Genomic DNA, 26,425 nt, shown 5'->3' with positions numbered 1-26,425 from the left:
TTTTTTGTTTCTTTTTTACCCTTTAAAAAAGAAAGGGGGGCTTTGTTCTTTGTGAGGTTTGTTCTTTGTTAAATCGTAAGATTTATCGATTAAAGAAGATTGTTTCAAAAAAGCCTTTTGCAAAAAACCAATTTCTTCCTTAAAATCGAAAGTCTCTTTTTTGGATTTTACGTCTTAAGGCATAGTAACTCATGAGTAGCTGATCATACCAAAGAGCAAACAACAAGAGTAAAGCAGCAAGTAGCAAGGTTTTAAATTGGTAGTGAAAATAAAGGAATCCTCCTGCTACACAACCAATAAAGAAACAGCCAATAATTGCAAGCATTAAAAAGATACTGCGATAGAGTTTGATGCGCTCGGAACGGTTCTTATAAAAGAAAAGTTGAGACAGTACGATTCCCAAATCGGTAAATAACCCTGTTAAGTGGGTGGTACGTACGACAGCACCGGATACTCTAGTTACGAGTGAATTCTGTACACCCATTGCAAATAGTAAAATTAAAGCGGTAAATACGCTGTATTTCACCAAGGCATCGGGTGCATTGATATCAATAATACTGAGTCCCACCAAAAGTGCCATTTCTAATACAATGGGAATCACATAAGATACTTCGGGTTTATGCTTCAATACCCATTCCATAATCAAACTGGAAACAAAGGATCCCAAGAGAAAGAAAAAGGTATATACCAGATAGACAATCGCACGGTTGTAGTTTTCTTCAATGACTTCTTCTGCAAAAAAAGCAAAATGCCCTGTTACATTCGTCGTCAAGGTATGCAACCCCAAAACCCCCACACTATTAACAATACCCGCTACACATGATAGTACGGATGCCAATTTGAGGTTATGGGAATACGCGCGATTTTTACCCTGGTGTCTAAACATAAGGAAGAGTGGATTTACACAAAGTTACAAAAAATCAATTGGAAAGATGGTGAGGGGGTGAGAAGGTGAGGCGATGAGATGTAAAATCTCGTAGTGGCAAATGGCAATTTGCCAAATAACTGGATGATTTCTGACAAAGGCGGTGAGGAGGTGAGGGGGTGAGGAGGTGAGGCGATGAGATGTAAAATCTCGTAGTGGCAAATGGCAATTTGCCAAATAACTGGGTGATTTCTGACAAAGACGGTGAGGAGGTGAGAAGGTGAGGAGGTGAGGCGATGAGATGTAAAATCTCGTAGTAGCAAATGGCAATTTGCCAAATAACTGGATGATTTCTGATAAAGGCGGTGAGGCGGTGGGCGAACTTCACAAAGCACAAACCTCACAAAAAAACATCTTTAATCGATAATTCTTCTAACTTTACCACTTCACAAAAAACGACTTTACAACCACGCACCACCATGCAGTATAGACCCGACATACAAGGATTGAGAGCCTTAGCCGTACTTTTAGTTTTTATTTTTCACCTCAATCCCGTTTGGCTCAGTGGTGGATTTATAGGTGTAGATGTGTTTTTTGTTATCTCGGGTTTTTTGGTCAGTAGTATCATCCTGCACAAAAAAGAAAAAGGAACCTTTCATTTTCTCGATTTCTATTTAGGGCGGATCAAGCGCATTGTACCCGTCTTTTTATTGCTGTTGTTGGGTGTGGGAATAGTAGGAGCTTGGGCCTATGTATGGGTGGATATTCTCAACTTACGACGTACCCTAGTCGCAGCGGGTTTATTCAACTCCAACAATTACTTTGCCCATCTCGATACCTATTTTGGCGCCTCGAATCAAGAGAATCCATTGTTGCATACCTGGACCTTGTCCATCGAAATGCAGTTCTACCTGCTGTTGCCCTTGTTTTTGTGGTTTGTGCGCAAGCAATACCTCTTTGTGGTGAGTTTGATGCTCGTTGTGGGATTATTGGGCTATTCCTTTTATTCCAGTGTATACCTCAATCAGCAAAGTGAGATGTATTTTTTTTTACTTGCACGAATTCCTGAATTTCTAATCGGTACAATTCTCGCTATTCGAGCAGATGACCTCCAAACAAAGTTTGGAAAATACCAAAACCCCATTGCATGGATGGCTCTAGTGGGGATTCTAGCCTGTGCTATAGGATTTTCAGAACAGACTGTCTTTCCGGGGCTATGGGTTGTACTCCCATGTGTATTTACGGGGTGTTTACTCTTGACGACGACTTCTCAAGTAAATGCACTCTTTAAAACCAAGGTGATGGTGCATCTAGGCGAACTATCCTATGCGATTTACCTGTGGCATTGGGCGATTATGGCCTTTTTGCGCTATTATAACATGCGGTTGGACTTTACCCTTTACGAGATGATCGGAATTACCGCTTTGACCTATGGATTGTCTTGGTTGTCCTATACTTACGTAGAAAATGTATTTCGCACTTATTCCAATAAAGTGTTTGTTCCTCGATTTGTCGGGTTAGCGGTGCTTGTGGTATTGGCAGGCGGTGGAATTTACCGCATGAATCAATATTTATTCCCTATTCCCGCGGCCTATGCAACACCAACCTTTGGTATGGAGTCCCATGCCCATCAATTCAAAGCAGTGGGATTATATGGGGACGAGACCAAAACACAACCCGATTCCATTTGCCTCATTGGCGATAGTCATGCGTTAGTATATAAAGCCATTCTCGATGAAATAGGAAAGGACAACAACTTCACCTTTTGGTCGGTGAGTAATAATCGATACCCTCTTTTTGCCAATATCAATCGAAGTGATTTTGACAAAGAAGCAGATTATGAAACCTATGAAAAACTGATGGAAGAAGTAGAAGAACTAACAGAAAAGAGTAAAACCATTCTTGTAGCTAGTGCCTGGTTAGAAGATGTCCCTTCTTTAGCCGTTGCTTTTACCTCTTTAGTGGAAAGCTTAGAACCCGATCAACGTATGGTTATTTTGGGTGATTACCCTACGTTAGACCGCAATCCGATACGCGCAACCCGTGATTACCTTTACAACGATGAAAGTATGGATATCCAAGTGGTCCACGCTTCAGAACCGCAATACGTACGCGACGCGATTCAAAAGAACCCAGAACAAGTACTCTACTGGCAATTTGATTTTGACCGTACTTCAACATTGCCCTACTTCAATGATACTCTAGGCTATTATGATGAAGACCATCTGAATACATTTGGAAGTAGAAAAATAGGGGATAGGGTAGGAAAAGATTTTATGGCTTTTGCGAAGAAGCATGGGGTGTTGTGAGAAGGTGAGAAGGTGAGGCGATGAGATGGTGAGGCGGTGAAATCGAAACGCAGTGTAGATTCATCGAACACCAAAACCAATATAAAGTTTGTGAGATAGATGGTGAGGCGACGAGGTTTGCTTTTTTGCAAATCATCTCTAATCGATATACCTGCGATTTCACAAAGCACAAACCTCACAAAGCACAAACCCACAGTATTGTGTCAGCGCGCAATGCGACCCTTCGTTGCCTCAGGACATACTGGGTGGTTACTGGGGGTGAATACAACACTCGTCACTCTGCACCGTTGCTCTATCCAGTTTTCGTTCAGTCACTCCGCTCTGTATGTCACCCTGACGAAGGAAGGGTCGCATCTGTTGTTTGTGAGGTTTGCTCTTTGTGAGGTTTGTGAGTTTGTAGGTTTATCGATTAAAGAGGATTTGCAAAAAAACAAAAAACAGTACGCTAATCAGTATCCGTCCAGTCACTCCGTTCTGTATGTCCTTTAACCCATAACCTATAACCCTTACCTCATAACCTTAACCCATAACCCATAACCCATAACCATTAACCCATAACCATTAACCCATAACCTTAACCCATAACAATAAGACCTTCTTCTTTAATCGACAAATCCTGCGATTTCACAAAGCACAAACCTCACAAAGCACAAACCTCACAAAGTACAAACCTCACAAAGAGCAAACCTCACCGCCTCACCTTCTCACCCTTCACAAAAAGCAACTTCAATAAAACACCATTTCTTTCAATAAAACATACAGATAGCATATACCATTGCGTTTATTTCATTCTATTTAAATAATTTTAACAATTAATTCATTTTAGGTGTGTGTTTTTAGGAAGTGACAGTTGGCGACTTTCCTTAAAAATAATCAAATCTATGCTAGAGAAAGAGTTAAAAAATGTACCTTTGTAAGCTTAGGGAGTAGCCTATGGCTAAAACACCTTACTTTTTTATCCCGTCCCTAAAGTAAATAAGAAAGTAGTAAAAAAAATGGAAAAGGAATATAAGATTGCAGTTGTAGGACAAGGCTATGTGGGTTTGCCTTTGGCGCTAGCATTCGCTAAACACTACCCTGTAGTGGGATTTGATATCAATGCCCAACGCATTGAATCCCTACAAAAAGCACAAGATGAAACCAAAGAAGCCGACCAAGATCAGCTGAGAGTTTCCCTTATCGCATACCAAACCTCTGGAGGTATAAAAGGATATTTGCCTAGCTTTGAAAGAAAAGACTTAGCAGGAGCCAATGTCTTCATTATTACCGTTCCGACACCCATTAACCAATTCAACGCACCTGATTTATCACCCCTAAAGAGCGCTTCCCGTTTAGTAGGCGAAGTCCTTAAAGAAGGCGATATCGTCATCTATGAATCCACCGTATATCCAGGCTGTACAGAAGAAGAGTGTATTCCCGTATTAGAAGCCACTTCAAAACTACAGTTCAACCGCGATTTTTACGTCGGGTATTCACCAGAGCGTATCAACCCAGGAGATAAAATCAATACCTTAGAAACCATTGTCAAGGTAACTTCAGGTAGCACACCCGCTATTGCAGAAGAAATCGATCAATTATATCAACAGATTATCCAAGCAGGTACACATAAAGCTTCCTCTATTAAAGTAGCAGAAGCCGCTAAAGTAATTGAAAATGCACAACGCGATGTCAATATCTCTTTCGTGAATGAGTTGGCTTTGATTTTTGATCGCATCGGAATCGATACCCAAGAAGTACTAGAAGCAGCCGGAACCAAGTTTAACTTTCTGAAATTTCAACCCGGTTTAGTAGGAGGACATTGTATCTCGGTCGATCCGTATTATTTAGCACATAAATCCATTCAGTTGGGCTATTACCCTGACGTTATCCTTTCAGGAAGACGTGTGAATGATGAAATACCTGTTTTTATTGCCAGTAAAGTAGTTAAGCTTATGGTGCAAAAAAACATCAATGTAAGCCAATCTAAAGTATTGCTATTGGGCTTTGCCTTCAAGGAAAACTGTCCCGATACCCGCAATACCAAAGTGGCCATGATATACGATGAGTTAGTTTCTTACGGATTAACAGTAGAGGTGTATGACCCTTGGGTGAATCCAGAAGAAGTAAAAGCGGAATACGGAATTACATTAGTAAATTCCTTAGACATCGTAAAACAACAATATGATGCAGTTGTCTTAACAACAGCACATCGCGATTTCAATAAATTTAACGTCCGAGAATTGGTTCAATCCTCTGGCGTGGTATTTGACACCAAGAGTGTGTTAAAGCCAAACGAAGTAGATAGTAGATTATAATAAGCTGGTACAATAAAAATGAAAAAGATTACTAAGATTTGTTGTGTGGGTGCAGGCTATGTAGGTGGTCCTACTATGGCTGTCATTGCACAGAAAAATCCACATATTCAAATCACGGTAGTGGATATCAATGAAGCGCGTATCCAGGCGTGGAATGATGCCGACTTGAATAAGTTGCCAATCTATGAACCAGGACTAGATGCCATTGTGGCTGAAGCAAGAGGGCGCAACCTATTTTTTGATACCAATGTAGACCAAGCAATTGAAGAGGCCGATATGATCTTCATTTCAGTAAATACACCAACCAAAACCTACGGAAAAGGAAAAGGGATGGCGGCTGATTTAAAGTATATCGAACTATGTGCCCGTCAAATTGCCAGAGTTGTGAAGACCGATAAAATTGTCGTTGAAAAATCAACACTACCGGTGCGTACAGCTCAAGCCATCAAACGCATTTTAGATCAAACGGGAAATGGAGTAGAGTTCCAAATCTTATCCAACCCAGAATTCCTCGCAGAAGGTACAGCCATTACAGATTTGATGAATCCTGATCGCGTACTCATTGGAGGAGAAGAAACCCCAGCCGGAAGAGAAGCAATCGAAGCCTTAGCAACTATTTATAGCGCTTGGATACCACAGGAGCGCATCTTGCGTACCAACGTATGGTCATCCGAATTATCGAAATTAACAGCCAATGCCTTTTTAGCGCAACGCGTATCGTCCATCAATGCCATTTCAGAACTATGTGAAGCTTCTGGAGCAGATGTGAGTGAGGTAGCGCGTGCCATTGGAACAGATAGCCGTATTGGAAGTAAATTCTTAAAAGCTTCTGTTGGTTTTGGTGGATCTTGTTTTCAAAAAGACATCCTGAACTTGGTATATATCGCTTCTTCTTATGGTTTACAAGAAGTAGCGGACTATTGGGAACAAGTAATCATTATGAATGACTACCAAAAACGTCGTTTTGCGGAGAATATCGTCAATACCTTGTTTAATACCGTAAATGATAAAAAAATTGCCTTCTTAGGATGGGCATTCAAGAAAGATACAAATGATACACGCGAATCAGCAGCCATTTATGTAGCCAATGATTTGATGGAAGAAGAGGCACAAATTCACGTGTATGACCCTAAAGTAACGGAAATGCAAATGCTGTCCGATTTGGACTATTTAGCAACCCGTGAACCTGAGGCGAACCGCAAGCATTTAACGGTACACCAAGATCCGTATGAAGCCCTTGCAGGTGCACATGGTATTGCCGTACTAACGGAATGGGATGAGTTTGTTACCTACGACTGGCAGCGTATTTATGACAACATGCAAAAACCTGCTTTTGTATTCGATGGCCGTAACATCTTGAATAGAGCAACCTTGGAACAAATAGGGTTTGAAGTATATACGATTGGAAGAGGAAAATAAAATTATGAAAAAAATATTAATTACTGGTGGAGCTGGATTCATTGGCTCCAACTTAACAGAGTACTTTTTAAATCAAGGGTACTTTGTTCGTTGTTTAGATAACTTCGCAACAGGATATCGACACAATATTGAAGAATTTTTAAGCAACCCGAATTATGAATTACTAGAAGGGGATATTCGCGATTTAGCTACGTGTCAACAAGCAGTAACAGGGGTAGATTATGTTCTGCACCAAGCGGCTTTAGGTTCTGTACCGCGTTCGATTAACGATCCTATTACATCCAATGAGGTAAATATCAATGGATTTTTAAATATGCTAGTGGCGGTACGCGATGGTGGAGTAAAACGCATGGTTTATGCAGCAAGTTCCTCTACCTATGGAGACTCTCCTGCTTTGCCAAAAGTAGAAGATGTAATTGGTAAGCCTTTATCTCCGTATGCCGTAACGAAGTATGTAAACGAATTATATGCGGATGTATTCGCTAAAACCTATGGGATTGAAATTATTGGTTTGCGTTATTTCAACGTATTTGGACGTCGTCAAAATACAAGAGGAGCGTATGCTGCGGTTATTCCGTTGTTTACAAAACAGTTTATTCAGCACGAAAGCCCTACGATTAACGGAACAGGCGAAAACTCTCGTGACTTTACCTATATCGACAACGTGATTCAGATGAATGAACGCGCGATGTTGACAACAAATAAAGACGCAGTAAATACCGTTTACAATACAGCTGTAGGCGATCGTACTAACTTAAATCAATTGGTTGGTTACTTGAAAGAGTTCTTAACCGAGTACGACGGAGCAATTGCGAATATTGAAGTAAAACATGGACCAAACCGCCAAGGAGATGTAGCGCATTCTTTAGCATCTGTAGATAAAGCGAAAACACTGTTAGGTTATGAACCGACACATGTAATTCGCGAAGGGCTAAAAGAAGCCGTAAAATGGTACTGGGAGCACAAGGAGATGCTATAGGTCAACGTAATAAAAAAGGAAAATTTAAAAAGTACACAATACAACAATAAAAATTACAGTATACATTTATGAGTACACAACATAAAATTGCAGTTATAGGGTTAGGATATGTAGGATTGCCATTGGCACGTTTATTCGCAACAAAATTCCCAACCGTTGGTTTTGATATCAACCAAGGACGTATCGCTGAACTAAGAGAAGGAAAAGACAGTACATTAGAAGTAGCAAATGAAATTTTACAAGCCGTAACAGTAAAAACGAATCCTGTTTCAGCAAATGAAACCAAAGGATTATATTGTTCGTATGATTTAGGAGATATTACAGATTGTAATGTCTATGTTGTGACAGTACCTACACCTGTAGATAAACACAATCGTCCTGATTTGACGCCGTTGTATAAGGCATCAGAGACCGTGGGGAAAGTGTTGAAAAAAGGAGATATTGTAATCTATGAATCGACAGTATACCCAGGCGTAACAGAAGAGGAATGTGTACCTGTTCTAGAACGCGTATCAGGGTTGAAATTCAATGAAGATTTTTATGCGGGCTATTCACCAGAGCGTATTAACCCTGGAGATAAAGAGCATACAGTTGAAAAAATATTAAAAGTAACGGCAGGTAGTACACCAGAAATTGGAGTCGTAGTAAATGATATCTACAAAGCGGTTATTATTGCAGGAACGCATTTAGCACCGACAATTAAAGTAGCAGAAGCAGCAAAAGTAATTGAAAACTCACAGCGCGATATCAATATTGCTTTTGTGAATGAGTTGGCAAAAATCTTTAATTTATTGGAGATAGATACTCATGCAGTATTAGAAGCAGCAGGAACGAAGTGGAACTTCTTGCCATTTAAACCAGGATTAGTTGGCGGACACTGTATTGGGGTAGATCCATACTACTTGGCGCAAAAAGCAATGGAAAAAGGATACCACCCAGAAATTATCTTAGCGGGTCGTCGTTTAAATGATTCCATGGGCGAATATGTAGCGTCTCAAGTAATCAAAACTATGATTAAAAAAGGAATCAACGTAAGTACAGCGGAGGTATTGATGTTAGGTGTAACGTTTAAAGAAAACTGTCCAGATGTACGTAACACCAAGATTGTAGATGTAATCGCAGCCTTAGAAGATTATGGAATTAAAGTAACGACTTATGACCCATGGGCAAATCCAGCAGAAGTAAAACACGAATATGGAGTAGTAAGTCATACCACTGCCCCTCAAGGAAAATACGATGCAGTCGTATTAGGAGTAGCACATAAAGAATTAGTAGCGCTAGACTTGGAGCAATTTAAGAAACCAGTCGCTGTCGTTTATGATGTGAAAGGATTGTTGAAAGAAGGAGTTGATAGTAGATTGTAATTGTGAAATATACAAATTTTTTTAGTTGAAAAAAGTTCGAAGTATTTTTAAAAGTGATTTTGTAAGACATGTTTCAATACTTATGTCGGGAACTGCAATAGCTCAATTATGTAGTTTTGCTTTTATTCCCGTTATAAGTAGATTTTATACAGAGGAAGCTTTTGGTGTGTTTGCAAGTTATATGGCAGTTGTAAGTTTATTGAGTTCTTTTGTAACTTTAAAATATGATACAGCACTAATATTACCCAAAGATGATAATGAGGCTTATGCTTTACTAAAATTATCAAATATAGTTTCTCTTTTTTTGATAATTTTATTTAGTGTTATATTATTTTTACCAATTGCTTTTTTTGATACTTATAGAGAGCTAAAATGGTTGTTAGCGTTAGGTACTATTTTAAGTGTTAATTTTAATAATTCAGCATTATTAAATATCAGATTTAAGCAGTTTAAAATTACATCTTTAGCAAAGATCATCCAAGTTATTGCAGTTTTTGTATTTCAAGTTATTTGTTTTTATTATTATGAAATAGAAGGATTGATGTATGGTAATATTTTAGGTGTATTAGTATCAAATTGTTACATGGTTTTGAATAGGAAATTGGAATGGAAGGTCTATAGAAATATTTCTTATATGGAGATGAGAACTGTAGCTATAAGATATAAAGATTTTCCTATGTTTTTTACCTTGTCAAATATGATATCAAGCCTAAACTCAAATTTACCAGTGTTGTTTTTTGCTCGATTTTTTAGTTTAGTTCAGGTGGGTATATATGGAATGGCTTTAAAAGTAATTACACAACCAGTAACACTGATTGCAGAAAGTTTTAAAAGTGTAATATTAAGCCATATGAACAACAAGAAGAATGAGGATCTACTCATCTTAAAGTGGTATATGAAGGTTGTTGTTTTTCTTTTATTAATTGCTATCGTTGGGTGTATATTTTTATATCTCTTTGGAGATAGCTTGATTATTCTATTTTTAGGAAAGAAATGGATCGGTGTGAGTTTATATATAAAGTTAATGATTCCGTTATTTGTAAGCTTGATGATTGCAACTCCTTCAACAGCAGCAGTCAGAGTCTTTGAAATGCAAAGATACTCCTTGTTTTTTGCTGTTGTTTCATTAGTGATTACATTAATTTTCTTTAGTGTTTTTTATTTATTAAAGTTTGATTTGGAGAAGATAGTATTATACAATTCTTTCTTATATTTTATTATGGTACTATTTAATCATGCTTTTATTATTAAAAGAATTTATAATTATGATAAAGATGTTTATAAAAAGAGTATTTAGATATATATTACAAATTTTAATTAAACTGCCTTTTTTTAATAGGTTTAGTTGTAAGTATTATAGACTTTTAGGTGTTAATGGTAATATTTTTCATATTTCAAAGAATGTAACAATTAATGGTTCATTTGCAAATCTAATATTAAAAGATAATGCTGAAATCAATCAAGAATGTTTCCTATTGTGTAAAGGAAAGATTACTATTGGAATAAACTCTACTATAGCTTATAGAAGTGTAATACTAACAAGTGCTAACCCAAATACACCTCACAATGAGTTAGGAAAAGTTTATCCGTCAATTATAGAAGATATTTATATTGGAGACAATGTTTGGATTGGAGCAGCTTCTGTTATTTTGCCAGGTGTCAAAATTGGAGATTATTCTGTAGTCGCGGCGGGGTCAGTTGTTACTAAAGACGTAGCTCCGTATTCTGTAGTTGCTGGAGTGCCAGCAAAAGTTATTAAAATGCTGGATTCAAATATTTTTAAAATATGACAGATGTTATTATATTTAATGGTGCTTTAGGAAGTGTTTTGGCAATTGCTAGAATAGCAAAAAGAGAAAAAAATAATAGAGTTTTTGTTATATGTTTAGATATCGAAAATTACGATTATTATAAAAAAAGTAATTGTATTGATGAAGTTATAGTTTATAATTACAATAGTCATAATCTAGGTTTTTTAGAATGGTTTAAAGGATGGTATATATCAAAATCTTTTTCTCTTAAGCCGATTATGTATTTCGCTTCTGATAAAAGTTGTTTACTTATTAATCAAGTACGTAGTGAAATAGAAGAGTTTTGCATACTCTGTTTACCTAGTTCTCATATTGTACAAACTTACAATGAAAAGGGTTTAGCAGAAATAGATGCAAAAAATAATGGTTTAGATATACCTAATACTATAGTTGTTTCTGATCATAACGATATTGAGGTAGTTAATAAAGAATTTTTATTTCCAGTTATTTTGAAACCAAGAAATACTGGTTCAAGCAAAAGTATTGGGTTTAAAGTGAAAATTGTTGATACTCCTGAAGAATTTAGGGTTATTTCTGAAAAAATATTAATGAATAACGATGATTTTTTATGTCAGGAATTTATTAAAGGGAATGATGAGTCTGCTTTCTTTTATATTTTTTACAGAAATGAAAATGGTGATATTTTTAGTAACTCTGGAAAAAAAATATTGCAGAGTCCTCCTGGGCAGGGTGTTATGGCAAAAGGGTTACTTTATCAGGTTGAAGAACTTGATTCAATTTGTAAGAATTTTTTAGATAATATAAATTATGTTGGAATAGGAGGAATTGAATTTAAAAAATATAAAAACAAATATTATTTTATTGAGATGAGTACTCGTTTGGAGGGTTTTTTTGGGATAACTAAAGTAAGTAATGTCAATTTAGGATTGGTATCATATTTTGATTTAAGTAAAAGAAAGTTTGATTTAAATATTAGAAATTCTAATACTAATGGACGTTATGTTGATTTGTACCTCTTAACTTATACACGAATTAAAAATAAGCAATTATTGTTGTTGCTTAAGGAATATGTATATATTATATTTAATCGTAAGTATTATATAAACGTTTTCGATTGGAAAGATTTCAAACCTTTTTGTAAACTATTTTTTAAATGAAAAATATTATTAAAACTATTTTGATAGATTTTAAAATAGTTAATCTCTTAAGGAGAATAAATAAAAAACCTAGGATTTTATATTGGCATGGAGTAGATTACTTAAAAGATAGTGTTCTAGAAGCTGAAAGTTTTGAATATAAAGTTTTCAAGGATCAAATAGATTTTTTAGAGAAGAATTATGAGATTGTTTCTATAGATGATTTCTATTATCGAATTTCAAATAATAAAATAACAGGAAAAGAAGTTGTATTAACTTTTGATGATGGATATAGAAATAATTTAACTGTTGTAGCTCCTTTTTTGAAAGAGAAGGAGATACCTTTTACAGTTTTTATTTCAACAAATAATATTACTCATAATAAATTATTTCCAACTAGTATATTACGTTTAGTATTGTTAGGAAGTACAATTGATAAAGTAAATATTGATTCAATCTCTTTTTATGAAAATATTTCAAGTAATGTAGATAGATTTAGAATATTAAACTACCTGAGTAAGCAGATCAAAACTAGAAAGCTTGAAGAAGTTGAAGTAATAATTGATGAATTAATTTCTAATATTACAGAAGACGAATATAGTAGATTAAGAGAAGAATTTACTAGTATTATTCCAATGAATTGGGAAGAAGTAAGGAATCTTTTATGTTACGGTGCAACAATAGGCTCACATTGTTTAGATCATATATGTTGTCATGATAATCAGGATACAAATGTTGTAAAAAATCAAATTTTTAAAAGTAAAGATATTATTGAAAAAGAATTAAATGTTGAATGTAAGTATTTTGCTTATCCTAATGGGGATTATACTAAAATTTCTAATGAATTAGTAGAAGAGGCTGGTTATATAATGGGATTCAGTACAAAGAAAAATATTATTGATTTGTCTTTATCTCAAAGGTATGCTATGCCTAGATTAGGCGTGTCTAATAATTTAAAGGACTTTATATTCAATATTTCTATTAAACCATATAAAAAGAATAAATTGTAATGAAAAAAATATTAATCACTGGTGGAGCTGGATTTATAGGTTCTCATGTTGTAAGACAGTTTGTAGATAAATACCCAGGTTACTCTATATATAATTTAGATGCATTAACGTATGCAGGGAATCTAGAGAATTTAAAAGATTTAGAGTATTCTTCTAATTATACTTTTGTTAAAGGTGATATTACAGATGAAAAGTTTATCAATGAATTGTTTCAAAAGGAACAATTTGATGCAGTAATTCATTTAGCAGCTGAATCTCATGTTGATCGTTCTATAACAGATCCATTAGCATTTGTTAGAACTAATGTGATAGGTACTGTAAATCTATTACAAGCTTTTAAATCGTTATGGCAAGGAAGTTGGCAAGGAAGACGTTTTTATCACGTAAGTACAGATGAGGTATATGGGAGCTTGGGTGATACAGGTTTCTTTTATGAAACTACAGCTTATGATCCTAATTCTCCTTATTCTGCTTCTAAAGCAAGCTCAGATCATTTCGTACGTGCTTATGGAGAAACTTATGGAATGCCTTATGTAATAAGTAATTGTTCAAACAATTATGGACCCAATCACTTTCCAGAGAAACTAATTCCCTTGTGTATACACAATATTATCAATAAAAAAAAATTACCAATCTATGGCGATGGTAAATATACGCGGGATTGGTTATTTGTTATTGATCACGCAAGAGCTATTGATGATGTATTTCATAAAGGTGGAAATGCGGAAACGTATAATATTGGAGGTTTTAATGAATGGCAAAATATTGATTTAGTCAAAGAATTGTGTAAGCAAATGGATAAAGTTTTAGGGCGTGAAACAGGTGAGAGTGAACAGCTGATTACATTTGTTAAAGATAGACCTGGTCATGATTTGCGTTATGCGATTGATGCGACAAAGATTAATAAAGAATTGGGATGGTCCCCATCAGTTACTTTCCCTGAAGGATTAGCTAAGACTATTGAGTGGTATATGAATAATCAAGAATGGTTGAATAATGTAACAAGTGGAGTATATGTAGATTATTACAGTGAACAATATAAATAAATTGCTTTTTCATTATTTGTCTTTGTAAGAAGTAATTGACTAAAGAACAAAAAGTAGAGTAATAGAAAATAAAATCAAAAAAAGTATGGAAGTAAAGGAGACATATCTGAAAGGATGTTTTATTATTGAACCTCAGGTTTTTGTGGACGATAGAGGTTGTTTTTTTGAGAGTTTTAATGCAAAGCGTTTTAATGAATTAACAAATACTGAAACTGTATTTGTACAAGATAATCAATCGTTTTCAACTCAAGGAGTTGTTCGTGGATTACATGCACAACAAGGTGAGTTTGCCCAAGCGAAGTTAGTTAGAGTTTTAAAAGGAGAGGTAATTGATGTTGCTGTAGATGTTCGTTTGGGTTCACCAACTTTTGGTCAGCATGTTGCTGTAAAGTTATCAGCTGAAAATAATCAACAACTATTTATTCCTAGAGGTTTTTTGCATGGTTTTTCTGTATTATCAGAAACAGCTGTGTTCTTTTATAAATGTGATAATTTTTATAATAAGGATGCGGAACAAGGAATTATCTATAATGATCCTACTTTAGAAATCGATTGGGGAATAAAGAAAGGAGATGAAGTTGTATCAGATAAAGACCTCATTTTACCTATGTTTAATGAAATCTTTAAGCGATAGATGAAGATACTTGTAACGGGTAGTACAGGACAATTAGGTTCTGAAATAAAAAATTTAGAAAAATTTTATCCTCACTACAAATTTGTATTTATGGATAGAACTTTAATGCCTTTAGATGATATTAATAAAGTTTGGGAAGTTTTAGAATCTGAGCAACCGGATTATATTATAAATGCAGGAGCTTATACTGCTGTTGATAAAGCGGAATCTGAAGAGGAATTGGCAGATATGGTTAATCATCAATGTGTACGTGTATTAGGAGTGTGGTCTGAAAAAAATAAAGCACATTTAATACATGTTTCTACAGATTATGTATTTGATGGAACTTCTTCATTGCCATTGACAGAAGAGGCTCAAACAGCCCCCATTAATGTATATGGTAATACAAAAATGAAAGGAGAGGTAGCTTTAATGACAGTACATCATGATGCTATTGTTATTCGAACTTCATGGGTTTATTCTATTTATGGTAATAATTTTGTGAAGACTATGTGTCGTTTGATGCAAGAAAGAGAAAGTATAAATGTGGTTCTGGATCAAATAGGATCTCCGACTTATGCTGCTGATTTAGCAAGTACTATTATGCAGATTATTAATGGTAATATCTGGAAAGGTGGGATATACCATTATTCTAATGAAGGCGAAATAAGTTGGTATGATTTTACAAGGAAAATTAAAGAGATTAAAGGTTTTGAATGTGATGTAAACCCTATTAATAGCAGCGATTTTCCCACATCAGCAAAGAGACCTGCTTATTCTTTGTTGGATAAAAGTAAGATTAAAAAAGAGTACAATATAAATGTCTCACAGTGGGACGAGAGTTTAAGAATAATGCTTGCTAAACTATAGTGAGATAAAAAAAAGATATGAAGGGAATTATATTAGCAGGGGGATCAGGAACAAGATTACACCCATTGACATTAGCAGTAAGTAAACAATTGATGCCAGTTTATGATAAGCCAATGATTTATTATCCATTATCAACTTTAATGTTGGCTGGAATTAAAGAAATATTGATTATCTCAACTCCGCATGATTTACCTCATTTTGAAAAACTATTAGGGGATGGAAACCATATCGGATGCAAATTTAGTTATGCTGTTCAAGATGAGCCGAATGGATTAGCACAAGCTTTCGTAATTGGAGAAGAATTTATTGGTGGAGATAAAGTAGCCTTGATATTAGGAGACAATATTTTTTATGGTAGCGGTATGTCTAAGCTGTTACAATCTTGTACACAAGAAGATGGTGGAGTTGTATTTGCTTATCCTGTACACGATCCAGAACGCTATGGTGTAGTTGAATTTGATAAAGACAATAATGTCATCTCAATTGAGGAGAAACCTTTAGAACCTAAATCAAAATATGCTGTTCCAGGATTATATTTTTACGACAACTCTGTAGTGGAGATTGCTAAAAGTATAGCACCATCTGCTCGTGGAGAATATGAAATCACTGATGTAAATATAGAGTATTTAAAAAGAGGAAAGTTAAGAGTAGGAGTGTTTGATAGGGGCACTGCATGGTTGGATACTGGAACTTTTACTTCTTTGATGCAAGCAGGTCAATTTGTCCAAGTTATTGAAGAACGACAAGGCATGAAGATAGGAGCTATTGAGGAAGTGGCTTATCGTATGGGGTTTATTACTAAAGAAGAACTTATATTAGTAGCAAAACCACTTTGTAAGAGTGGTTATGGGCAATATTTATTAAGTATTTAATTTGAAATTATGCTTGTAGAGCTTTTTTTTATTTTTGCAGGTATTATACTTTATTTTTTAGCACCTGATACTTATAGCTTTTTTTTTGTAACGGTTTTATTTGTCTTGTATTTAGTTTATTTTTACTATGGGTTGCGTAAATATACTGTAGGTAGAAATTATATTAGTTTTTTGCTTTTTTTTGGAATTAGTTTTTTTTTAGTGAACTTTTTTTATCCAGTTTTAATATATCCTGTTAATAAGGACTATTTTTTGGTCTTTGAAAGGTTTACATTTAATGAGAATGTAATTTCAAAAAGTACAGCACTTGCTTTTTTAGCATTTACATTTTTCATGTTAGGTAATAAGAAAGCGTTGATACGTAACAGGAGAAAAGTTAATAGTTCTGCGTATGATTTAAATCTTGGAATAGTTAACGCTATTTGTCCTATTTTATTTTTATTAAGTATTGCCTCTTTTTTAGGACTTTTTTTTCTAGCATTTGATAAGATTTTAACTAGAAGTACTGATGCTTTTTTTAATATTGAACCTTTTTTTTTAGTATTTGTTCAATGTTGTATGAATATTTTGATTATTGTTTCTTTTGTATGTAAGAAAAGGTGGTTTTGGTTTATTATACCTTTATTATATGTTTTGTTATTTTTATATGTGGGAGACAGAGGACCAGCTATTCAAACAGTATTAGTATTCTTGTTCAGTTATAACTATTTTAGAAAGATAATTACTCTTAAACAGACAAGCATATTGTTTATTGGAGGTTTGTGTTTGTTAACAGTAGTATCCTCTATACGAGGAAGAGATGGGGCTAAAGATATTAGTGCTGTTAGTTTTGATAGTTATTATGATTTAGTAATGGATTTAGTTGTTAATAATAGAAATTTATATGCTGGTTATGAGTACGTTGATAAATTTGGGATTAATTATGGCAAGAGCTCAGTAGTTTTTATATTTGCGCCCATTCCTTTGCTACCAAGTTATATTACTAAAGAAGTTTTTGATGTAAAACCTAATGATATTTCAACAGCTTCGATATTAACTAAAGATGCTAATGCAGGTTGGGGATTAGGGACTAATTTAATATCAGATTTATATATGCAATTTCATACTTTAGGAGTGTGTGTGTTTATGTATTTATTAGGTTATGTGGTTAAATTTTATGAATTAAAGGTTAAGTCAAATTTTACTTCATTAATTGTTTATTTTACTATAAGTAGTTTTAGTATATATATGGCAAGATCATCATTATTTGATAGTTTTAGGTTTGTTATATGGAGCCTATTGATTTTTTATTTTGTTTATTATTTTATTAAACCCAAAAAGAGTATAGTTCGTGAGTATAAATAAAGTGCTGTTAGTTAATAATACAATTTTTTATAGGGATAATGATGAATTATTTTTAAACAAAGAAACGGGTGTTTTTTTTGAAAAAATTGTTGAAAGTGGTTATGATGTAAGTTTATTTCAGATAAGTCAGGATAAGCTTAAAAATGATAGTTTTGCTAATTTTTCATTGAATAAAAACAAATTCAAGATATATGAAGTTAAGCGTGAAAGAAGTAGAAGAAGTAAAATAATTAGTTTTTTTAAAGCTTTTTTTATTCTTCAAAAAGCTATTTTAAAGAATGATTTCGTTTATATTTTCTATCCAGGTCCAATTTGCACTGTAATTGCAATTTTATGTGTTTTATATAAAAAACCTTTTGGTTTATATGTAAGAGGAGAACAACGAATTAACTCTTCAATTTCTAAGTTTATTATAAAGAAGGCATCCATTGTTTTAACTATTTCACAACTTTTTACAGATAAAATTTCTAATATAAATAGTAATGTATCTACAATCAGACCTATGATAGGGTTTTCTGAACTCGATATAATTGTTGAAAAGAATTTTTCGAATTACGTTTCATTACGTTTATTGTATGTTGGTCGAATTGTATTTGATAAGGGGGTTTTTGAGTTAGTAGATGCCGTTCAAAACTTGAGACAGAAAGGATATAATATTTCACTTAGTTTTGTAGGAGATGGGCCAGATAATAAGGCTTTAAAAAAGAAAGTGTCTGATTTTCAGCTGGATGATAGCGTGAGTTTTTTAGGAATGATATCTGATAAAGAAGAATTGAAATACATCTATTATGAGCATGATGTATTCGTATTGCCTACATATCATGAAGGATTTCCACGTGTTTTATATGAAGCTATGATTATGCATTTAGGTATAGTAACAACTTTTGTAGGAACAATTGATTATTTAATGGTACATAACGACAATTGTCTTCGTATTGAAGTTAGAAGTATTGATAGTATTGTTAATGAAGTAAAAAAGCTATATGAAGATAGAATATTGTTGAAAAATATTGCTCTTAAAGGAAATAGGACAATTTCTAAGTATTTGGATGGCAAAAAAAGTTCACATGCAGAACAATTGAATGAATTTATAAAAAAATATGAAAGTTAGTGTTGTTATACCGTTTTATTCTAATATTAAATGGTTAGAAGAAGCAGTTGAAAGTGTTTTAAGTCAGACATTTAAAGATTTTGAAATTATTGTTATAAATGATGGCTCTCTTGAAGATGATAGTTTGTTTATAAAACAATATGGTGATAAAATAAGGTATCACAAAATAAAAAATGGAGGGCCTGCAAAAGCTAGAAATATTGGTATTGATATGGCTCAAGGGGAGTATATTGCTTTTCTTGATTCTGATGATATATGGCTTTCTATGAAACTTGAAAAGCAGATTACCTTGATGGATAATGAGCAGTTTATATGGTGTCATAGTAAGTACTCTGTTTTTCAAGAAGTGATTGATAAACATGAGAGAGAATATACTATTATAGATAACAGTAAGTTTAAAGGAAATGTTTATCCTAAGTCATTAAAGAGATTACATATTGCTACCCCCTGTGTAATTATTAGAAGAGATTATTTAGTGGAAAATCCATTAATTAGATTTGCTACAAATATGCGATACGGGCAAGATGGTTATTGTTGGATTTTAATTAGTAGATGCGAAAAATTAGGTTATTGTGATGATGTTTTAACATATGTCAGACGCTTGGGTACAAATGCTGTTCAAAGAGCTCAGGTGCATTTGAATGTTCGATCAAATCTGTATAAGAATTTGATAATGAATAAAGTTCTTGAACCGAATTTTTCAATAAGTATAGTTTATAAATATTGTTATTTAGGAGATAAATTAGTTAGTTTTTTTTCAAAAAAAATTTCCCTAGGCCGAAATATGCAGGAATTATTGTCTAAGATTATTTATTTTCCAGCTTATCTGTTTTTTAAATTAAGTTAATTATGTTTGAACGTTATGGTTTTTTGGGAGTAATGTCCTTAATTTTTTTTAAAATTAGAACCCTCTTTCTATTCAGAAATGCTCGTATAATTCGTTTCCCTTTTAATATTAGGGGAAGAAGATTTGTAACTGTTGGTAAAGGATTTACAACTGGTTATTATTGTAGAATAGATGCATTTCCGCAAAATTTAGAGAATGGTATATTAATTAGCATTGGAGATAATGTGCAAATTAATGATTCAGTGCATATTGGTGCGATTAGGAAGGTTAGTATTGGTAATAATGTATTAATAGCTAGTAATGTTTTTATAACTGACCATAATCATGGAAGTTATAAAGGGGATTTAGCTGATAGCCCATTGAGCATTCCTCACGAAAGAAAATTAGAAGCAAGTGACGTAATTATTTCAGATAATGTATGGATAGGAGAATATGTTTGTATTTTACCAGGAGTTGTTATAGGGGAAGGTTGTATAATTGGGGCAATGAGTGTCGTTAATAAGGATATACCTGCTTATTCTATAGCTGTAGGAGCTCCTGCTAAAGTTATTAAGAAGTATAATTTTGATTCTAAAAGATGGGAAAAAATTTAGTTAGTTTGTCTATTGTATTATATTGTACTAAAGAATTAGATATTCAGAATATTCTTAAAAGTATTAAAACTTTTGAGAATAAAATCAATATTTTTATTATAGATAATTCTCCTACAAAAGATTTACAAAATTTTTTTATAAATGAATCATGTATAACCTATATTCATAATCCAAGTAATCCTGGTTTTGGGGCTTCACATAACATTGCTTTTAGAAGAGTTTGCAATGATGGTACTAAATATCATTTCGTAGTTAACCCGGATGCTCTATTTTCTGAGTATGTTGTAAATAGTATGGTTAGTTATTTAGATGAACATAACGATATAGGTATGATGATGCCACAAATATTAAATTTTGATGGTACTGTCCAATACTTACCTAAATTGTTACCGAATCCTTTTAGTATAGTACTTCGAAAATTAAAAAAACCGACTTTTATTTATAAGCGTTTTATTGATAAGTATGAGTTGCGTAATATTGATAAGGATATGATTTATGAAGCACCAATTTTATCTGGGTGTTTTACAGCATTTAGAATAAGTGCTATTAAAGAAATAGGATTATATGATGATAGATTTTTTATGTATTTTGAAGATTGGGATCTTTCTAGAAGGATGAATGAGAAGTACAAAACAATTTATTATCCTAGGGTTTCAATACATCATGGATATGAATCTGGAGCTAATAAAAGTAAAAAGTTATTTAAGATTTTTGTAAAGTCATATATATATTATTTTACAAAATGGGGATGGATTTTTGATAGTAATAGAGTAAAAGTAAATAATAGGACTCTTAATCAGTTTTTATGAAGTATATTTTTTGTTTTATTGCCTTGTTTGTAGTTAGTTGTGTATATTCTCAGTCGCTCATTGAATCTGAGAATTATGATCTTTTTTTAAATAAAAGAAATTATAATTTGACTACATATATTAACAAATCTATACAATCAAATGATTTTGTGAAAAGGAATAACGATACGAGTTATATCCAAAGTTTATTAGATAAACAGAAAATAGTTGTTTTACCGAACGATTCTATTTTTATTGATGATAGAGGTTTGTATGTTAGAGATGAACAGATTTTAATATTTAGGGAAAAAACTGTTTTAAAGAAGATAGCAACAGATAAGGGTAGTTATGGTATTTTAAATATTTCTAATGTAAAAAATGTCAAAATATTTAATGCAAATATTGTAGGAGATAGAGAGCTACATTTAAATAATATTGGACAATGGGGGATGGGAATTTTGATTAAAGATTCTTCTGAAATTGAAATCATCTCACCATTTATAAAAGATACTTGGGGGGATGGTATATATATAGGAGGAAAAAGGTCTTCTAATGAAAATATAAAAATTAATAATGCTTTTATTTTTAATGCAAGGAGAAATGGTATATCTATTATTTCAGGAGAGAATGTTTTTGTGACTAATTCTTTTATTGGAAATGTCAATGGACATAGCCCACAGAGTGGAATAGATATTGAACCTAATACTGATAAAGACAAATTGAGTAATATTTTATTAGAGAATATTATAACTTATAATAATCTTTATGGAGGGATATTAGTAGTTTTAGATAAACTGTATTCTAATAGTTCTAATAATAATTTGGATGTTACTATAACTATAAGTAATCATACAGATATTGGGTCAAAGTATGGTTTTGTGTTATCAGGAGATAGAACAATAAATAAAAATTTAAAATTAGATGGAACAATTAATCTAAAGGATGTAGATTATCTTTTAAGTAAAAATAAATCTTCTATTCATCTTTCCAATTTTAATGGACTTAAGTTAGAAACAAAGGATGAAAATATTAATAATTTGTTTAAAACTAAGAGCAAGTAATGTTTAAAATTACAATCACAGGTGCTTCAGGTTTTGTTGGGCAGAATTTGGTTCCCTATTTAAAGGATAAGAATTATAGTGTTAAAACATTATCTGTTAGAGATGACAGTTGGAGATCTCAAGATGTTATGGATACAGATGTATTCATTCACTTAGCAGGAAAAGCACATGATACCGCTAACACCGCTAGCGCAGCAGAATATTTTAAAGTGAATCGTGATTTAACGATTCAACTATTCGATCTTTTCCTAACAAGTAACGCAAAAGACTTCTTTTATTTTAGTTCAGTAAAAGCAGTAGCTGATACGGTAGAAGGCGTGCTAGTAGAAGATGTTGTGCCGCAGCCTTTGACACCATATGGACAATCTAAAAACGAAGCAGAACAATATTTGTTACAAGCCCAGTTGCCAGAAGGAAAAAGAGTGTTTATTATCCGCCCATGTATGATTCATGGACCTGGAAATAAAGGTAATCTAAACTTGTTATATAAAGTTGTAGAAAAAGGAATACCTTGGCCTTTAGCTTCTTTTGAGAATCATCGTTCCTTTTTGTCTATTGCGAATTTATGCTATTTAGTAGAAGAGATGATGAAACAACAGACATTAGCTTCAGGCGTTTATAATTTCTCTGATGATAAGGCATTATCTACAAATGAATTGGTGCGTTTAATTGCTGAAACAGCAAGTAAAAAGCCAAAGCTATGGTATATCTCAAAAGGATTTATGCAGGGTATTGCCTCTATAGGTGATAAGATTAAATTACCTTTAAACAGTGAGCGTTTAAAAAAACTAACAGAGAATTATGTCGTTTCGAATCAGAAAATAAAAAATGCATTACAAATCTGTAGGCTTCCCTAAAAATTGGACAGTTGTTAATTCGAAATTATTAACTTTAAACAAAACTGTCAAGTATGAAAACAAGTAATTTTAGTGAGAGCCAAATCATTAAGGCTCTCAAAGAAAATGAACAGGGAAGATCAGTAAGTGAAATCTCTCGAGAATTAGGTATTGATAAGAGCACGTTTTACTATTGGAGAAAGAAGTATGGTGGAATGGAAAAACAAGAGTTGAAACGTTTAAAAGAACTTGAAGAAGAAAATCGCAAACTCAAACAGATGTATGCTGATGTTAGTTTAGACAATAAAATGCTCAAAGATATTCTGTCAAAAAAGTTTTAAGCTCAGCAGATAAAATAGAAAGGGTAAAGTATCTGTTAGAGCAATATAAGTTATCCATCGTTCGTATTTGTTTATTAGTTGGGCTATGCCGATCAATGTGGTATTATCAAAGTAAAAAAGATGATACAGAGGTCATTGATAAACTAAGCGAATTAGCAGAACAATATCCTACTCGCGGCTTTGATGAGTACTATCATAAGATACGCAGAGAAGGACTTGTATGGAATAGAAAAAGAGTTCTACGTGTTTATCGCTTAATGAAACTAAGTCTAAGAAGAAAACATAAGAAACGTTTAATAACAAGAGTTAAACAGCCTTTAGAAACACCACAAGTACTCAATGAGTGTTGGAGTATGGACTTTATGAGTGACTTACTTACAGATGGAAGAAAAGTACGAGTTTTTAATGTATTAGATGACTGTAATAGAGAAGCAATAGCTATCGAAGCTGGATTAAGTTATCCTGCAAGGGCGGTAATAGAAACATTAGAAAACCTAAAACATGAAATAGGGACTCCAAAGTACATTAGATGTGATAACGGCCCTGAATTTATCTCTAAAACCTTTGTAAACTGGTGTGAGAAGAATTTTATAGAAATTAAATATACTCAGCCTGGCAAACCAATGCAGAATGGATATATAGAACGTTTTAATCGATTTTTTAGAGAGGATATATTAGATGCTTTTTACTTCAATGATATCTACCAGTTACAAAGATTGGCTGATAAATGGAGAGAGGATTACAATTTTAACCATCCTCATAAAGCATTAGGAAATAAATCGCCTAAAGAATATAAGCCCAGATTTGATGAAGAATTTAAATTCTTCATCAAATCTGAACATAATAAGAATTATTTATCGAATTTAGAGGTGTCCTAAAATGGGGAAGCATACAAATCGAGCAGTTGCCCGTTAGTGCAGAAGAAGGTTTAAGACGTACCATACAAAGTTTTTCAAAGTCATAATTACGAGTGTTTATTTTCGTAAGTCAACAATATTAAAATGGAATACATTCTACTAGTAGCAATACTTTTTATTGCCGAATTAGTGTACTTTAAAATAGCAGATAAGTACAACATTATAGATAAACCCAATGAGCGAAGCTCCCATACTCAAATCACGTTAAGAGGAGGAGGAGTTGTTTTTTACTTCGGAGCTTTGGCCTTTTTTATCTATTCGGGGTTTGAATATCCGTACTTCTTTTTAGGATTAACGGCTATTACGATCATCAGCTTTTTAGATGATATTTTCACCCTTTCCAATAAAATACGCTTGGTTATTCACCTGATATCGGTACTATTGATGTTTTACCAATGGGATTTGTTCTCCTTGTCTTGGATGTGGATTGTACCAGCTTTAATAGGTGTAATCGGAACAATCAACGCCTATAACTTCATGGATGGAATTAATGGAATTACTGCTTGGTATAGCATGGTGGTATTGGCATTGTTAGCAATGGTCAATACAGAAGTACACTTTGTAGATGAAAATCTAATTGTGTTCGCTATGTTAGGAGCAGCCGTATTTGCGTTTTTCAACTTTAGAAATAAAGCGAAAGCATTTGCTGGAGATGTAGGAAGTGTTTGTATGGCTTTTATCGTTGTCTTTTTACTAGGGCAATTGATCATAACAACAGGAAACTTTATTTATATCCTTTTCTTGGTGGTGTATGGTATTGATACTGTTTGGACCATCGTTAGACGATTACTAAAAAAGGAAAATATCTTTCAAGCCCATCGTTCGCATTTGTATCAGTACTTGAGTAATGAAGCAGGTATCAACAAGTTGTATGTTGCTTTTGTATATGGAATTATTCAATATTTAATCGGTACTGCAATTATTTCTTTAACCCAAGAATCAGTGGCGGTACAAGTTGGAGTAAGCATCGGAATAATTGTAGTATTGAGCATCGGATATTTACTGCTAAAACGCAATATACTGAAGCGATATGTAGAGCCAAGAGATTAGGTAATGGTTTCAATTAAACAAAGAAGCAGATGAAAAAAATAATGATTTATGGTAAAGGCGGACATGGTAAGGTTGTAGAAGATACAATTAATCGCATCGATGAAACAATTGCAGTGGAGTATTTTGACGATGCAACCAATCCCTATACAACAAGTTATGAACCTGAAGCAACAGTTGTAATTGCAATTGGAAATAATGAAGTACGTCAAAGAATCGCTTCTGAAGTAACCCATTCATTTGATACCCTTATTCACCCAACAGCTTATGTTTCTCCTTCTGCAAAAATCGGAGAAGGAACGGTAGTATTAGCAAATGCTGTTATACAAGCCAATGCACAAGTAGGAAAACATTGTATTATCAATGCAAATGTTACCATTGATCATGATGCTATTATTGAAGATTATGTATGTACGTATCCTGCGTCTTATGTAGCTGGATTTGCTCGTGTTACAGCCTTGCAAACATTGAAACCAGGACAAGTTGTCTGGAAAGCAGAGGTGTTTTAATAGATTAGAATAAAAAGATTTTTAGTAAGATAAAAAAAAGGGATGTTCACGCGAACATCCTTTTTTTGTGTTTTAGAGGGGGTGATATTGTGAGGTTTTCTCTTTGTGAGGTTTTCTCTTTGTGAGGTTTGCTCTTTGTGAGGTTTGCTCTTTGTGAGGTTTGCTCTTTGTGAGGTTTGCTCTTTGTGAGGTTTGCTCTTTGTGAGGTTTGCTCTTTGTGAGGTTTGCTCTTTGTGAGGGGCTTTTTTTCAAATCGCCTTTAATCGATAAACCCTACAACTTCACAAAAGACAAAAAAGCGACCTAGCAAACAATAGAAAACTAATTTGACCTTTATTTGGGTTAGTTGAAGGGTTTTTTGTTTCTTTTTTACCCTTTAAAAAAGAAAGGGATGTACTTTGTGAGGCTTGCTTTTTGTGAGAATTTCGATTAAAGAATAATTTCTCACCGCCTCACCCTCTCATCGTCTTATAATCCACCCC

25 protein-coding genes are annotated in these 26,425 nt (G+C 33.4%); 24 read left to right on the top strand and 1 reads right to left on the bottom strand.

Features of this window, described 5'->3' with window-relative positions; genetic code table 11:
* Positions 1–139 precede the first annotated feature (139 nt).
* A complete protein-coding gene (locus ACUTSE_RS17345) occupies positions 140–886 on the bottom strand; it encodes a YoaK family protein (RefSeq protein ID WP_445641161.1) in 747 nt (248 codons plus the stop codon).
* A gap of 458 nt (positions 887–1,344) precedes the next feature.
* On the opposite strand from ACUTSE_RS17345, the gene ACUTSE_RS17340 reads away from it, so the two are divergent.
* The 24 genes from ACUTSE_RS17340 to ACUTSE_RS17225 all read left to right on the top strand — a co-directional run bounded on the left by ACUTSE_RS17340 (position 1,345) and on the right by ACUTSE_RS17225 (position 25,943).
* The gene (locus ACUTSE_RS17340; protein WP_445641160.1) at positions 1,345–3,174 is read left to right on the top strand and encodes an acyltransferase family protein; all 1,830 of its coding nucleotides are present in this window, start codon (positions 1,345–1,347) and stop codon (positions 3,172–3,174) included.
* 995 nt (positions 3,175–4,169) lie between these two features.
* A complete protein-coding gene (locus tag ACUTSE_RS17335) occupies positions 4,170–5,468 on the top strand; it encodes a nucleotide sugar dehydrogenase (protein WP_445641159.1) in 1,299 nt (432 codons plus the stop codon).
* A gap of 18 nt (positions 5,469–5,486) precedes the next feature.
* A complete protein-coding gene (locus ACUTSE_RS17330; RefSeq protein ID WP_445641158.1) occupies positions 5,487–6,887 on the top strand; it encodes a UDP-glucose 6-dehydrogenase in 1,401 nt (466 codons plus the stop codon).
* A gap of 4 nt (positions 6,888–6,891) precedes the next feature.
* Positions 6,892–7,866 carry an SDR family oxidoreductase gene (locus ACUTSE_RS17325; protein WP_445641157.1) on the top strand — a complete coding sequence of 325 codons (975 nt, stop codon included), beginning with the start codon at positions 6,892–6,894 and terminating at the stop codon, positions 7,864–7,866.
* A 68-nt stretch (positions 7,867–7,934) separates the two neighbouring features.
* Positions 7,935–9,230 carry a nucleotide sugar dehydrogenase gene (locus ACUTSE_RS17320; RefSeq protein ID WP_445641156.1) on the top strand — a complete coding sequence of 432 codons (1,296 nt, stop codon included), beginning with the start codon at positions 7,935–7,937 and terminating at the stop codon, positions 9,228–9,230.
* A 25-nt stretch (positions 9,231–9,255) separates the two neighbouring features.
* On the top strand, positions 9,256–10,527 hold the full coding sequence (locus ACUTSE_RS17315; RefSeq protein ID WP_445641155.1) for an oligosaccharide flippase family protein: 1,272 nt from the start codon (positions 9,256–9,258) through the stop codon (positions 10,525–10,527).
* On the top strand, positions 10,505–11,020 hold the full coding sequence (locus ACUTSE_RS17310; protein ID WP_445641154.1) for an acyltransferase: 516 nt from the start codon (positions 10,505–10,507) through the stop codon (positions 11,018–11,020). The genes ACUTSE_RS17315 and ACUTSE_RS17310 overlap by 23 nt, the downstream gene beginning before the upstream one ends.
* Positions 11,017–12,159, top strand: coding sequence for a hypothetical protein (locus ACUTSE_RS17305; RefSeq protein WP_445641153.1), 1,143 nt, complete (start codon positions 11,017–11,019; stop codon positions 12,157–12,159). The genes ACUTSE_RS17310 and ACUTSE_RS17305 overlap by 4 nt, the downstream gene beginning before the upstream one ends.
* Complete coding sequence (locus ACUTSE_RS17300) at positions 12,156–13,148, top strand: polysaccharide deacetylase family protein (RefSeq protein WP_445641152.1); 993 nt, start codon at positions 12,156–12,158, stop codon at positions 13,146–13,148. The genes ACUTSE_RS17305 and ACUTSE_RS17300 overlap by 4 nt, the downstream gene beginning before the upstream one ends.
* Positions 13,148–14,194, top strand: coding sequence for a dTDP-glucose 4,6-dehydratase (gene rfbB / locus ACUTSE_RS17295; RefSeq protein WP_002991728.1), 1,047 nt, complete (start codon positions 13,148–13,150; stop codon positions 14,192–14,194). The genes ACUTSE_RS17300 and rfbB overlap by 1 nt, the downstream gene beginning before the upstream one ends.
* Positions 14,195–14,279: 85 nt before the next feature.
* Positions 14,280–14,828 carry a dTDP-4-dehydrorhamnose 3,5-epimerase gene (gene rfbC / locus ACUTSE_RS17290; RefSeq protein WP_445641151.1) on the top strand — a complete coding sequence of 183 codons (549 nt, stop codon included), beginning with the start codon at positions 14,280–14,282 and terminating at the stop codon, positions 14,826–14,828.
* A complete protein-coding gene (gene rfbD / locus ACUTSE_RS17285; RefSeq protein WP_445641150.1) occupies positions 14,829–15,677 on the top strand; it encodes a dTDP-4-dehydrorhamnose reductase in 849 nt (282 codons plus the stop codon).
* A 17-nt stretch (positions 15,678–15,694) separates the two neighbouring features.
* Positions 15,695–16,549, top strand: coding sequence for a glucose-1-phosphate thymidylyltransferase RfbA (rfbA, locus tag ACUTSE_RS17280; protein WP_002991733.1), 855 nt, complete (start codon positions 15,695–15,697; stop codon positions 16,547–16,549).
* A gap of 9 nt (positions 16,550–16,558) precedes the next feature.
* The gene (gene wzy, locus ACUTSE_RS17275; protein ID WP_002991735.1) at positions 16,559–17,893 is read left to right on the top strand and encodes an O-antigen polysaccharide polymerase Wzy; all 1,335 of its coding nucleotides are present in this window, start codon (positions 16,559–16,561) and stop codon (positions 17,891–17,893) included.
* Complete coding sequence (locus ACUTSE_RS17270; RefSeq protein WP_445641149.1) at positions 17,880–19,004, top strand: glycosyltransferase; 1,125 nt, start codon at positions 17,880–17,882, stop codon at positions 19,002–19,004. The genes wzy and ACUTSE_RS17270 overlap by 14 nt, the downstream gene beginning before the upstream one ends.
* Positions 18,994–19,851 carry a glycosyltransferase family 2 protein gene (locus ACUTSE_RS17265; protein ID WP_445641148.1) on the top strand — a complete coding sequence of 286 codons (858 nt, stop codon included), beginning with the start codon at positions 18,994–18,996 and terminating at the stop codon, positions 19,849–19,851. The genes ACUTSE_RS17270 and ACUTSE_RS17265 overlap by 11 nt, the downstream gene beginning before the upstream one ends.
* 2 nt (positions 19,852–19,853) lie before the next feature.
* Entirely contained in the window at positions 19,854–20,444 is a 591-nt protein-coding gene (locus ACUTSE_RS17260) for an acetyltransferase (protein WP_445641147.1), read from the top strand.
* Positions 20,429–21,253 carry a glycosyltransferase gene (locus ACUTSE_RS17255; RefSeq protein ID WP_002991739.1) on the top strand — a complete coding sequence of 275 codons (825 nt, stop codon included), beginning with the start codon at positions 20,429–20,431 and terminating at the stop codon, positions 21,251–21,253. Before ACUTSE_RS17260 ends, ACUTSE_RS17255 begins: the two co-directional genes overlap by 16 nt.
* Positions 21,250–22,293, top strand: coding sequence for a hypothetical protein (locus ACUTSE_RS17250; RefSeq protein ID WP_445641146.1), 1,044 nt, complete (start codon positions 21,250–21,252; stop codon positions 22,291–22,293). Before ACUTSE_RS17255 ends, ACUTSE_RS17250 begins: the two co-directional genes overlap by 4 nt.
* Positions 22,293–23,150, top strand: coding sequence for an NAD-dependent epimerase/dehydratase family protein (locus tag ACUTSE_RS17245; RefSeq protein ID WP_445641145.1), 858 nt, complete (start codon positions 22,293–22,295; stop codon positions 23,148–23,150). Before ACUTSE_RS17250 ends, ACUTSE_RS17245 begins: the two co-directional genes overlap by 1 nt.
* 53 nt (positions 23,151–23,203) lie before the next feature.
* Positions 23,204–23,470: a transposase gene (locus tag ACUTSE_RS17240; RefSeq protein WP_006261795.1), complete on the top strand. Its 267-nt coding sequence runs from the start codon at positions 23,204–23,206 to the stop codon at positions 23,468–23,470.
* A gap of 14 nt (positions 23,471–23,484) precedes the next feature.
* Positions 23,485–24,348, top strand: a complete 864-nt coding sequence (locus ACUTSE_RS17235; RefSeq protein WP_445641162.1) for an IS3 family transposase — start codon at positions 23,485–23,487, stop codon at positions 24,346–24,348.
* A gap of 123 nt (positions 24,349–24,471) precedes the next feature.
* Complete coding sequence (locus ACUTSE_RS17230; protein ID WP_445641144.1) at positions 24,472–25,437, top strand: MraY family glycosyltransferase; 966 nt, start codon at positions 24,472–24,474, stop codon at positions 25,435–25,437.
* Between the two features lie 29 nt (positions 25,438–25,466).
* Positions 25,467–25,943, top strand: coding sequence for a PglD-related sugar-binding protein (locus ACUTSE_RS17225; RefSeq protein ID WP_445641143.1), 477 nt, complete (start codon positions 25,467–25,469; stop codon positions 25,941–25,943).
* The last annotated feature ends 482 nt before the right edge of the window (positions 25,944–26,425 follow it).

It is taken from the genome of Myroides sp. TSA_177.3 (assembly GCF_052691955.1).
Note: the sequence above shows the minus strand (reverse complement) of the source record. Positions and strands in the feature narration are given on the sequence as shown.